The 12,273-nt window shown below is 63.1% G+C and carries 9 protein-coding genes; 8 read left to right on the forward strand and 1 reads right to left on the reverse strand.

From position 1 onward, the window contains the following. Window positions 1-269: 269 nt before the first annotated feature. The 7 genes from QBK88_RS04320 to QBK88_RS04350 all read left to right on the forward strand — a co-directional run bounded on the left by QBK88_RS04320 (window position 270) and on the right by QBK88_RS04350 (window position 9,922). Window positions 270-2,912, forward strand: a complete 2,643-nt coding sequence (locus tag QBK88_RS04320; RefSeq protein ID WP_277961051.1) for an ATP-binding protein — start codon at window positions 270-272, stop codon at window positions 2,910-2,912. Beyond that, on the forward strand, window positions 2,905-3,543 hold the full coding sequence (locus tag QBK88_RS04325) for a response regulator (RefSeq protein WP_277961052.1): 639 nt from the start codon (window positions 2,905-2,907) through the stop codon (window positions 3,541-3,543). The genes QBK88_RS04320 and QBK88_RS04325 overlap by 8 nt, the downstream gene beginning before the upstream one ends. Window positions 3,544-3,766: 223 nt before the next feature. Next, the gene (locus QBK88_RS04330; RefSeq protein ID WP_268144022.1) at window positions 3,767-4,663 is read left to right on the forward strand and encodes an AraC family transcriptional regulator; all 897 of its coding nucleotides are present in this window, start codon (window positions 3,767-3,769) and stop codon (window positions 4,661-4,663) included. A gap of 198 nt (window positions 4,664-4,861) precedes the next feature. Further along, window positions 4,862-5,419: a fimbrial protein gene (locus QBK88_RS04335; RefSeq protein ID WP_277961053.1), complete on the forward strand. Its 558-nt coding sequence runs from the start codon at window positions 4,862-4,864 to the stop codon at window positions 5,417-5,419. Between the two features lie 46 nt (window positions 5,420-5,465). Beyond that, window positions 5,466-6,206: a fimbrial biogenesis chaperone gene (locus QBK88_RS04340; protein ID WP_277961054.1), complete on the forward strand. Its 741-nt coding sequence runs from the start codon at window positions 5,466-5,468 to the stop codon at window positions 6,204-6,206. A 60-nt stretch (window positions 6,207-6,266) separates the two neighbouring features. After that, complete coding sequence (locus tag QBK88_RS04345; protein ID WP_277961055.1) at window positions 6,267-8,864, forward strand: fimbria/pilus outer membrane usher protein; 2,598 nt, start codon at window positions 6,267-6,269, stop codon at window positions 8,862-8,864. Then, window positions 8,861-9,922 (forward strand): fimbrial protein, encoded by a 1,062-nt coding sequence (locus QBK88_RS04350; protein ID WP_277961056.1) that lies wholly within the window; start codon window positions 8,861-8,863, stop codon window positions 9,920-9,922. Before QBK88_RS04345 ends, QBK88_RS04350 begins: the two co-directional genes overlap by 4 nt. 29 nt (window positions 9,923-9,951) lie before the next feature. On the opposite strand, the gene QBK88_RS04355 is transcribed toward QBK88_RS04350, so the two are convergent. Beyond that, complete coding sequence (locus QBK88_RS04355; RefSeq protein ID WP_277961057.1) at window positions 9,952-11,001, reverse strand: LacI family DNA-binding transcriptional regulator; 1,050 nt, start codon at window positions 10,999-11,001, stop codon at window positions 9,952-9,954. Between the two features lie 181 nt (window positions 11,002-11,182). Here QBK88_RS04355 and QBK88_RS04360 point away from each other — a divergent pair, with 181 nt between their 5' ends. Then, window positions 11,183-12,265 carry a fatty acid desaturase family protein gene (locus QBK88_RS04360; protein ID WP_277961058.1) on the forward strand — a complete coding sequence of 361 codons (1,083 nt, stop codon included), beginning with the start codon at window positions 11,183-11,185 and terminating at the stop codon, window positions 12,263-12,265. Window positions 12,266-12,273 lie beyond the last annotated feature (8 nt).

A 12,273-nucleotide genomic window follows, 5' to 3' on the forward strand; every position in this document is an offset into this window, starting at 1 on the left:
GGCGCATTTTAGCCGCAGGTGGGGTTGGGAAGGCAATGGCTTCAGTTGCAGTGAGGGCCCAGGGTGCAACCCGCGATATAATCGCACCTTGATATCGCCCCACCCGGGAAGCAGGCGCCGGCCACAAAAGCCGCATGGACTTCAATCGCCATTCGTTGACGGCGGCCTGGCCCACCTACTGGTGCCCAGCTTGAACGTCCACCCGCCCCCGCGCTTGAAAATCCGTACAGGGTCGGCAACCCCTTCCCCCTGAACGGATGTACCACCCAATGCCGGAATACAATTACCGCTTGATCCGCAAGCTGGCCACCACGTCGCTGCGCCTCAACACCGTGCTGCTCTGCGCGGTATTCCTGAACCTGCTGATGCTGGCGGCCTGCACCTGGGCGCTAAGCCGAGTGGTGTCTGAAGAGCGCAACAAGGTGTCCCTGCACTTCAACCGTCTGATGGGCGATATCCGCCAGCATGAGGCCTTCCTGACCCAGATTGCCCAGCATGGTGACCAGGCACCGCGGCGTCAGCCTGCCCGAGGGCTGCAGACCCAGCACAGGGTGCTGCTTGAAACGAACGATGCACGGCTGTACGAAGGCCGGCAGTTCACTTTTTCGATGCCTTTCACCTTGGGCCAACTGCATCCCCGGAATGAGGTAAACCCAGGCAATTTCACCCTCGGCATGCTGCTGGCGACGTTCTACAGCAGCTTCTGGAGCACCTCCGCCTACCCGGCCCCCCAGGTCTTCGTCATCGGCGTGCAGGGCAACACCAGCCTGGCCGTACCGGCCATCGACCATTTCGCCGGCCGGCCGCCCCTGAACCAGGGCAGTTACCTGCCTACTGTCGCCGCCATCCACGCGGCGCTGCAGGCGCAGCCCGCGGTGGGGGCCAACCCGGGGGTGCGCTGGAGCCGGTCGGATACGCCACGTGAATTACTGGGGGCAATCGATTTCAAACTGCCGGACGCGCTGTGGTGGGCGCCGGACCTCAAGCAGCAAGTGGTGGCCGTGACGCTGCTGGACCTGGAGCGACTTGATAACCCCGAGCAGGTGTGGGAGCGCCCGTTATACGACCAGTTGCAGCTGCAATCGCCCCGGGGTAACTCGCTTATCGACACGGTGGGGCGCGCCGTTGACTATGAGGAAGGCTTGAATTTCGCTACCCAGGGCATCGTGTTCAAGGTGGGCGGTGCCGCGGCGGGAGGCTGGGTAGCGTTGTACCAATTGGGTTATCAGCATTTCTTCGGCTACGCCAAATGGCAACTGCTAGGCGGCATCCTGTTGCTGTTGGGCAGCCTGCTCGGCAGTTGGGCGGCCACGCGCTGGTATTCGCGCAAGGTCATCTGGCCCGCGCGCCAGGCCAACCAGATGGTAGCCGAGGCCAAGCGCAGCGCCGACGCCGCCAGCGCGGCGAAATCGCGCTTTCTGGCAACCATGAGCCATGAAATCCGCACGCCACTTTACGGTGCGCTGGGGACTCTGGAACTGTTGGGGCGCAGCGGGCTCACGGAGCCGCAGAGGCATCACCTGGAGGTCATCGAGCGCTCCTGTTCAACCTTGCTGCACTTGGTCAGCGATGCACTGGACGTGTCCAAGATCGAAGCGGGTGAGATGACCCTGGCGTACGCGGCGTTCGATCCGCATGCGCTGGCAGAAGACGTGGTCGCCGCCTATGCAGGCATGGCCAACCGCCGGGGGCTGCAGCTGCAGGCCCGCATTGACGAAAATGTGCCGGGCCTGGTGGAAGGCGATGCGCTGCGCAGCCGCCAGATCCTCAACAACCTGATCAGCAACGGGTTGAAATTCACCGATGTGGGCAGCGTCATCGTCCACCTGAAAGCGGAGGTCAGCGCTGATAGCGCCATGCTGCATTGGCAGGTAACCGATACCGGCATCGGCATTGCGCCCGAGCAACAGCAACGTCTGTTCGAACCCTTTTATCAGGCCCACGCCAACGAACACACCATCAGCGGCACAGGCCTGGGGTTGTCCATCTGCGCCAGCCTGGCGCAGTTGATGGGCGGGCGCCTGAAGGTGGAAAGCCAGCCAGGTGTGGGCAGCACCTTCACGTTCAGTGTTACCCAGGCCGTGGTGCAGGCGCGGCGGCTGCTTGCCCGCCCCGAGGCCGTGCAGGCGGCAGGCAGCCCTTTGGGCGGGCTGGGCCTGCGGGTGTTGATCGCCGAGGACAACCCGGTGAACCAGGCGCTGCTCAAGGAACAGTTGCAAGCGCTGGGTTGCCAGGTGACCCTGGCCGAGGATGGGCGGCAGGCGCTGGACCACTGGGCACCTGGGGCGTTCGACGTGATACTGACAGACGTCAATATGCCGCTGATGACGGGCTATCAATTGGCCGCAGAGCTGCGGCGCCGTGGTGCGACGCTGCCGATGGTGGGCATCACGGCCAGTGCCGGGCTTGAAGGCGCGGCGCCGTTTGCCGCGGCGGGGCTGGATGCATGGTTGATCAAGCCGGTGCGTTTGCGCGAGTTGCAGCAGGTGTTGCTGCGGTTGTGCCCCGGCGCCGACCGTTCGCCGCCGTCCTCGACGCCGTATGTATCGGGCGCCGATCACCTGGACCTGTCACCAAGCATGCGCGCCCTGTTCGAGAAAACCCTGCGTGCCGACATCCAGGCACTGCGTGACGCCGAGCGGCGTCAGGACCGGGTAGCGCTGGGGCAACAGTTGCACCGCCTGTGCGGCGCGCTGGCGGTGGTCAAGGCGTACCCCCTGAGCCAGGCTTGCGAAGCGCTGGAAAGGCAACTGGCCGAACTGCCTGCCCAGCACCACCTGCCCACGGCTTTCGCGGCGCTGGTGGAGCGTATTGAACGGCTGCTGGTCCAAGCCCCCGGCGATGGCACGCCTGGGGCAAACGGTGAGCCCGCGCCTTCGATCACTGGTAACGGATTTGAATGTCATGAATAGAATGAGTGTCGTGGTAGCCGATGACCACCCGATCGTGGTGATGGGGGTGCAGGAGATCATCGAGCGAGAGGGTCGATTCAAGGTCGTCGGTACCGCCCACGGCCCCAGCGAACTGGTCAGGCTCTACCACGCGCATGCGCCCCAGGTGGTCATTACCGATTACACCATGCCCGGCGACGACACCTATGGCGACGGCCTCAAGCTGATCGACTACCTGCGTCGCCAGTTTCCGGACACGCGCATCCTCATCCTGACCATGCAATCCAACCCGCTGATACTGTCCCGCCTCTATGACCTGGGGGTGTCCGGGGTGATCTCGAAAAGTGGCGACCTCAATGAAATCGTCGTGGCCCTGCGCGCCTTGTCGCGCGGGCGCATTTACCGTGGACCGGGCCTGGCGCCGGCACTGCCGGGTGATGACGTGCAGGCGCGGGTCGCCCGGTTATCGGTCAAGGAATATGAAGTGCTGCGCCATTTCGTCTCGGGCATGAGTGGCCGGGAGATCGCCTTGTTGCTCAACCGAAGCACCAAGACCGTCAGCGCCCAGAAGATTTCGGCCATGCGCAAGCTGGCCGTGGAAAATGACCAGGCGCTGCTGACGTTCTGCGCCAATGCCAGCCTGTTCCCCTGAGACCCTGCCGTGGGCAGGGCTCGCTGCGGCCGACAGGGCCACCGCAGGTGGCGCACTTTCAGATTTATCCTAAAGACTCCCTTCACCCACACCCGCAGAATTGACCGGATAACGCAGCCAGCGTCATCGGCACAACAGAGCCGAAACAGTTCGCGCGGTTGCCATTCCAGATGAATCGACGTTGAACCGGTGGGATGGCACTCGCTTGCTCAGGACCCATGCCATGCCTCAATACCCGTTTAAACATGAGTACCGCCGCAGCGACACACCCCTCACGCTTCACCCCGGCATGTCCTTGCTCAAGTCCAGCGAAGGCCTCGGGTGGAAGACGGTCTATGCCGAAGTCACGGATGAAATGCCACACCAGGCCACCTACAGGCGAACCCGGGACATGTGGTTCGTGGTGCCGTTGCGGCCGCTGAAAATTGAACTGCACAACAACTTCCGACGCCAGCACGGGTTGCTGCGCCCTGACAGTATGGTAGTGACCGGGCCCAAGGAAATATTGCAGGTGGACCTGGCCAATGCCACCCGGGTGCTGCATGTCTTCATCCGTGCCGAAGTGTTCGAGGAGGTGGCCAACAGCCCGGTGTATGCGGCGGAGCGCGTGCGGCTGCCGCTGATCTCGATGTTCGGCCTGCAGGACCGCGGCCTGAGCCTGATGCTGCGAAGCATCAAGCAGGCCATGGACCACTCCGGCAGCGTGGCAGCGATGAAAACCGAGCACCTGGCCCGGGCGATCGCGTTCCATACCCTGGAGTTGCGCGATGCCTGGCGAGGCCAGGTGGGCAGTGCCCGGCGCATGCAAGCGTTCGACCCGGTGATCGCGCATTTGCGTGCCAACCTGAGCGCGCCGCTGCGGGTGGAGGAACTGGCAGCGATCGCCGGCCTGGGGCGCTCGGCGTTCATCCGTCAGTTCCGAGCCACCCTGGGGCAGACACCTCACCAGTACGTGATACTGGAGCGGGTCACCAAGGCCTGTGAATTACTAAGAAACGAGACATCAACGTTAAGCGACATTGCCCACGCGTGTGGCTTTTCGGACCACGCGCATATGTGCGCAAGTTTCAAAAGCCTGATGGGCATCACGCCCTCCAGTTATCGAGACGAGCGTGGCTGAAAAACACTATTGTCGAAGTTGAAAGAATAAAGCGCTGTTTCTACAAGTCGCGGCATTTTTTCAAAGACCGCCATTGACCGAATACCGATAATCGTTCCGCCGTCATGAATGCAGCCTGACGCCGATGGCATTAAGGGATGCACTTCGCGCGGAATAAAGATGGCGTGTGCCTGAAACTTTCTGGATGGATAATACGTGATGAAAAAGCAGTTTAAGATGTCGTTGGGAAGTGCGGTATTGAGCGTGGTAAGCCTCGCGTTGATGTCCCAGGCCGCATTGGCGGCGGACACCGGAACCATTACCTTCAATGGCAAGGTCACTGATGAAACCTGCGAAGTCACCACCGGTACCAATGGTGATTTCACCGTCGACCTGGCGACAGCGAAAGTCGCCGAACTGGCCCAGGCAGGTGACACCGCGGTACCGCTGAACTTCCGCATTGCCGTGGATAACTGCTCGCCATCGGTGAAGAACGTACGCGCGCAATTTCTCTACGACGCGAGCCTGGTGGACCTCAGTTCCGGCCTGTTGAAGAACCAGCTGAGCGGTGCCACCGCCGCCACGCAAGTGGGCCTGCAACTGTTCAACACGGATGACAGCAGTGTGATCAAGCCCGGTGATGCAGGCGCGTCGAAGAGCTTTGCGCTGATCAACAACGCCGCCGAGATGACCTATGGCGTGCAGTACTACGCCACCGGTGAATCGACAGCGGGCCTGGTCAAGAGCCAGGTCAAATATCAACTGAGCTATAACTGAGAACCTGCCCTCTGCGCGGTGGCCGCGCAGAGGGCACCCCACCATTATGCGGATATATTTTCTATTGCTTGGCTGTCTGGTCGCTTGCCTGTCCAGCGCCGCCGCCGACGCGAACGTCGTATTGGGTGGCACCCGGCTTATCTATCCCGAGGGGGACCGGGAGGTCACGCTGTCACTGGCGAACAAGGGTGCTACACCGGCCCTGGTGCAGTCGTGGATGGATGATGGCCACGGTGACTCGACACCTGAAAACAGCGCGGCGCCGTTTCTCATCATGCCGCCTGTCACCCGAATAGAGGCTCAGGCATCGCAGACACTGCGCATCCTGTTCAATGGTGCGTCGCTGCCCCAGGACCACGAATCGCTGTTCTGGCTGAACGTACTGGAGATTCCGCCGACGTCAGCAGACGCCAGGGGCAAGAACAACTTGTTGTTGGCCATTCAAAGCCGAATAAAAGTATTTTATCGGCCCCGGGCACTCGCCGGTTCATTGCATGAAGCGGCACAGCAGTTAAAGTGGAAGATGGTGAAGAACGGCGACCGGTGGCAATTGGTCTGCACTAACTCATCACCGTTTCACGTTTCGTTTGCAACCCTTGTGGTTGCCCACTCGGGCAGCGTCTTGAGCGACGACTCGGGGGCACACATGGTTGCACCGGGTGGCCGGGAAACATTCGAACTCAAGCGTGCAAGCGCGACTGCTTCGGCCCCCAAAGAGGGCGAGGTGCGGTTCGACTACATCAATGACTATGGTGCATTGAAGACACTGACCGCAACAGTCGAATAATACGCTTCGGCAACAGTGCCGTTATTCGTTGTAAAACCCCGCCACGTTGTTGTGATGAATATGAACTGTTTAGCTCGCTCTTTCTGCGTGGGCGGAAGGTTTCCGCGCGCCACAACTTCAGGCCCGGCCCTGCGTTTCTGGGCCGTGCTGTGTGTCATATGCCATTGGGCTGCCAAGCCTGCCGTGGCGGCTGAACCGACACTGCCACCGGCGGCTGCGCAAACGGTCCATCCGGATGCACAGTTCGACAGCTCATTCCTGGTGGGCAGCGCCAAGCACCTGGATATGTCCCGCTATCAGCAAGGCAACCCCGTATTACCGGGGCACTATGACCTGGATATCTACCTGAACGGCAAGCAATCCTCGCGGGCCCGCATCGAGTTCGTCGATGTGGGCCATGGCAACATCGCCGAGGCCTGTTTCACGGTGGCCGAGATGCGCCGTATCGGCATCGATACCCCGCCGCAGTCAGAGCATCAGGCTTGCCGTACCCTGGCCGCCGCCATCCCCAACGCGATCGCCTATGCCGACCTGTCGGAGCAGAAGCTGTACCTGCAGGTTCCCCAGGCGAACCTGCGCCGCATACCCCGTGGGTATGTCGAGCCCGAATATTGGAACCCAGGCGTGACAGCGGCGAAGCTGGACTACAACCTGAACTATTTCGGCACCCAGAATGACGATTTCGGCAGCACCGACTCGGCCTACCTGGGGTTGCGGGGCGGCTTCAACCTGGGCCTGTGGCAGTTCAGGCACAACGCCAATGTCACCTGGGCCAATGGCTCCAAGGCGCAGTGGAACAGGCTGTCCACCTACGTGCAGCGCCCGGTGGCGGGGCTCAAGAGCCTGGTCACCCTGGGCGAGATCAACACCAAGGGCGTGGGCTTCGACAGCGTGGCCGTGCGCGGTGCCAGCCTGGCGTCGGACGAGCGCATGTACCCGGACTCGCAGATCGGCTTCGCACCGACCATTCGCAGCTTCGCGCGCACCAACGCCAAGGTCGAGGTTTGGCAGAACGACATCAAGATTTACCAGACCACCGTGACCCCCGGCAACTTCGTCATCGACGACCTGTACCCCACCGGTTACGGCGGTGACCTCAATGTGGTGGTTACCGAGGCGGACGGTGGTGAGCGGCGCTTTGCGGTGCCCTATTCGTCAGTGACCAACCTGCTGCGCCCCGGGCGCAGCCAATATGACCTGGTGGCGGGCAAGCTGTACAACCAGGCCACGGCCTCGGATGCCCACCTGGTGCAAGGTACGTTGCACTACGGCTTCAATAACTACCTGACCGGCTATGGTGGTATCCAGGCCAGCGAGGGGTTTCGCGCGGGGTTGCTCGGCGCCGGCCTGAACACGCCGGTGGGCGCGTTTTCGCTGGACCTGACCCAGGAACAGACCGACCTTGGCAACGGCCACGGCTCGGCGTCCGGGCGCAGTGTGAAGCTGGCGTACAGCAAAATGCTGACTGATACCAAGACCAATGTCACCCTGGCGGCGTACCGCTATTCCTCATCCCGGTACATGACGCTGTCGCAGGCGGTCGACGCCCGCGAGCGGGTCAAGGACCCTGCGTTCCAGGAAGACTGGTTATGGAACGGCAACGAACGGGACCGCTTCGACGTCAGCATCGACCAGCCGGTGGGCAGTTATGGCTCGGTGTTCCTGACCGGCTCCAGCAGCAAGCGCTGGAGTGGCACGGACAAGTCCAGCCGGCAATTCCAGGTGGGCTTCAACGGCAACCTGGGCGATGTCAGCTACAGCCTGTCGGCCAGCCGCAACGATGATCAGTTCATGGGCGCTCAGACTCAGTACTTCCTCAGCCTCACCTTGCCGCTGGGCAGCAGTGCCAGGTCGCCGACCCTGAGCACCCAATACACCACGACACCGGGGCAGGGCAGCACGCTGCGCAACTACCTCAGCGGTACCGCCGACGACGAAGGGCGGCTTAGCTATGGCGTGACCCAGGCCAGCGATACCAACACATCAGGGTCGGGCAGCGCCAACGCCCAATACCGTGGGACCCGCAGCACCGTTCGGGGCTCGTACGAGCAGGGCGGTGACTACAAGTCCTATTCGCTAGGCAGCGACGGCAGCATGGTGCTGCACAGCGGCGGCGTGACCCTGTCGCCCAACACCGGCGAGACCATCGCCGTGGTGTCGGCGCCAGGCGCCGAGGGCGCGACCATCGGCGGTCTATCCGGCCTGCAGCTCGACAAGCACGGTTACGGAGTGATGCCGTACCTGTCGCCTTACCGCATGAACACCATCAATCTGGACCCCAAGGGCAGCTCCATGGACGTTACCTTTCAAAACACCTCCCAGCAGGTCGCCCCGTTCGCCGGCGCTATCGTGCGGGTGGACTTCAAGACGCGTGTCGGGCAATCGGCCGTGATCCATATCACCAACGGCGGGCATATCGCGTTGCCGTTCGGCGCCGATGTGCGCGACGCCGGTGGCAACGTGGTGGGCGTGGTGGGGCAGGGCAACAATGCCTTTGTCCAGGGCATCGCCGATACCGGCACGTTGTCGGTCAACCTGCAGGGTGGCTCCAGTTGCCAGATCACCTATAGCCTGGTCGAGCATGGGGCGGGCCACCCCCTGATGAGTACTCAGGCGCCGTGCATCCATGCTGCGGGCTCAGGCCTGAGCAGCCGATGAGCATGTTCGAACGATATGTGCGGCCGTGCCGGGTCGGCCGTCTCCTGGGGGCGATCGGCATGCTTGCCAGCCTGATGCTGTCTTCCTCCGCCTGGGCGGTGTGCGGCATGATGCCCAACTACCAGGAGGGCGCGGTGGTCGATATTGGCATGGGCAAGATTTCGGTGCCGTCCGGCACGGCGGTGGGTGAGGTGTTCTACAGCCAGGAGTTTCCGATTGCCGGCACGTTCTTCGCCATTGTGTCCTGCAAGCCGGGGGACACCACCGAATGGCGAGTGATGCAGGGCACATCCACGGCGATCAAGAATGTCTATACCACCAACATCGCCGGCGTGGGCATGCGAACCAGCTGGCTTCAGGCACGGTCGACGACGCCCTTTTACGCAGGCGACAAGACCACCTGGAACCTGGGCATGCCGGGCACCAGCGGTTCGGTGGCGCAAAACACCCTCGTGTTCAATGTGACGGGCTCCGTGGTGGTGGAATTGATCAAGCTCAGCGATACCGTGGGGTCGGGCGCGCTGGCCGCCGGCACTTACACCAACAACATCGCCTACGCGACGTACCCCTTCAACAGCGGCATCTTCCTGACCACGCGGATCACGGGGGGTGGCAGCGAAATCGTGCCTGAAACCGGCACCTGCGACATCGGCGATCTGTCGGTGAACCTGCCCGATGTGCCGGCCAGCCGGTTCAATGGCGTGGGCAGCACCCACGGCGACACTGACTTTCCAGTGACGTTTACCTGCAAGGGCAGCAACGGTGCCGTCACGCTGACGATCGATGCCGACCGATGGGTCGCCGATGGCAGCCTGGGCCTGCTGAAACCACAGAGCAGCAGTGAAGGGGCGTCGTGCGTAGCCTTGCAGATACTGGATGCCACCAGCAACCTGCCCGTGGTGCTGGGCGACACCGCGGTGGTGGGGTCGGTGCTCAACAGCACCGCGGCGTTCAACTTGCCTTACCGGGTGCGCTATTACCAGAGCGGGGCAGGCAGCCACTGCGTAACGGCAGGCCTGATCAAAGGCACGGCCACCGTGAAAGTCAGTTACCAGTAGGCGGCCGCGGGCCATGGACAGCGTCAGGGTCAGGGCGCCATGTTCTCCCGGGTGATGATCTGCAACGGCACGAACACCCGCTGCCGGCAGGCATCGAAGTCAGGGGCCTGTTGCAGGCCTACCAGCACGTCGATCAATGCCTGGGCGACGGGTTGCGGTTGGGAGTCGATCACCAGGCTCAGCACGCCGTCGGCCATGGCCTGGCGCGACAGCGGGGTCGACTCCGGCACGATGCTGCACAGCCGCGGGTGCACCGGGCGCTGGCGCAGCGCGCTGATCACGCCGTCACCGCCGCCGCCCACCACGCACAGGCCACACAGGTCAGGGTGGCGGGCCAGCAGGTCGAGGGTGGCTTCTTCGGTCAGTTGGTCATTGTCCAGGTTGATCAGCGGGTCCAGCAGGGTCAGCCGTGGCGCGTGTTCCGCCAAGTACTCGTACAAGGCGGCGACGCGCTCCTGGTGGCACAGGAAGCGATAGCCGCCCAACAGCACCCCTACGCTGCCATGGCGTTCGCCCCGCAGGCTGGCCAGCAGCCAGCCCATGGTACGGCCCACCTGGCGGTTGTCCAGGCCCACATACGGCGTGCGGCCCCGTTCATCCACGTCCGACAGCAAGGCCACCACCGGCACCCCGGCGGCGCGCATCTGTTCGATGCAGGCGTTGATTCCCGGGTCGCTGAAGCTCACCACCGCCAGGGCGTCGCACTGCACGGCCAGGCGCTCTATCTGGCCGATGATGGCGGCGGGGCTGCGGTCTGTCACATGGTCGAAGTGGCAACTAAGGTTGGCTGCGCCGTAGCGTCGGGCGGCTTCCTCGATGGCGTGCTGCAACTGCCCGTAGAACGCCTGGGCGGTGCCCAGCAACAGCACGCCGAAACGGTAGGCGGGTTTTCGTTCGTTGATACGCTGGCCAATCAGCCGTGCGGCGAAGTAGCCCACCGCTTCGGCAGCGTGGAACACCCGCTCTGCGGTTTCGGCGTTGACGGGCGCACGGGCGTTGAGGACCCGGTCGACGGTGGCCACGCTCAGGCCAGCCTGGGCAGCGACAGTGGCGATGGTGGGGCGTTTGTTTTTGTTCATGGGGGCCCTTGGTTCATGCCTTGATAGAAAACCATCAAGCGTTCATCCCTTGCGATGATAGCTTGAGAGTGAATGTCTTCAAGGCATTGAGGGGAACCGTGCGCAGACCTAAGGTTGGCCCAGGCGAGCCGGTTGCGGAAGGCCGGCACGCCCACCCCTTACGCCTGCGGAGAATAACAAGATGTCCGACTACAGTGCAGCGTTGGAACGCCGTGCCCGGCCCGCGCGCCGCGATTACCGCCTGACCGGCGACCAGGCCGCCCGCGCGGTGGAACTCGGGTTGGCCTCGGCCACCTGGTACCAGTCGCCGGTACCCCGCAAACAGATGAAAGAATTGATGCAGCGCCGTGACGGCCCGGCCCTGCGAGACACCGGCCTGTGGCTGCTTGCACTGCTGGCCACCGGCGGCGCGGGCTGCTGGTTGTGGGGCAGCTGGGCCTGCGTGCCGTTCTTTTTCGCCTACGGTGTGCTGTATGGCAGCGCCGCCAACGCCCGCTGGCATGAATGCGGCCACGGCACCGCGTTCAAGACCCGCTGGCTGAACGACGCGGTGTACCACCTGGCCAGCTTCATGATCATGTTCGAGCCCCATGTGTGGCGCTGGAGCCACGCCCGTCATCACACCGACACAATCATCGTCGGCCGTGACCCCGAGATCGTCGAACCGCGCCCGCCGAGCCTGGTAAAGATGTGCCTCAGCCTGTTCAGCCTGCCCCATGTGGTCAAGACCAGCGCCGCGCTGTTTCGTCATGCCGGTGGCCGCCTGGACGAGCAGGAGCAGACCTTCATCCCGCACTCCCAAAGCGCCCGGGTGTTCTGGACCGCACGGGCCTGGCTGCTGATCTACGCCGTTACCCTGGGTACCGCACTGGTGCTGCACAGCTGGCTGCCCCTGATGATCATCGGCCTGCCGACCCTGTACGGCGGCTGGCTGAACTACGTGTGGGGTGTGTCCCAGCACGTGGGCCTGGCCGAGGACGTGCTGGACCATCGCTACAACTGCCGCACCATCTACATGGGCTCGGTGCAGCGGTTCCTGTACATGAACATGAACTACCACCTGGAGCACCACATGTTTCCGATGGTGCCGTACCACGCCTTGCCCAAGCTGCATGAAGCCATTCGCCACGATTGCCCGCCGCCTTACGCCAGCCTGTGGGAGGCATACCGGGAAATCCTGCCAACGGTGTGGCGCCAGCGCAAAGACCCCACCTGCCACGTGCAGCGCCCTGTGCCCCAGCCCGGCGAATCGGCGGTGGCTTGAACCTGCCC

Source organism: Pseudomonas sp. RIT-To-2, assembly GCF_029623465.1.
In the GTDB taxonomy this organism is placed as follows: domain Bacteria; phylum Pseudomonadota; class Gammaproteobacteria; order Pseudomonadales; family Pseudomonadaceae; genus Aquipseudomonas; species Aquipseudomonas silvicola.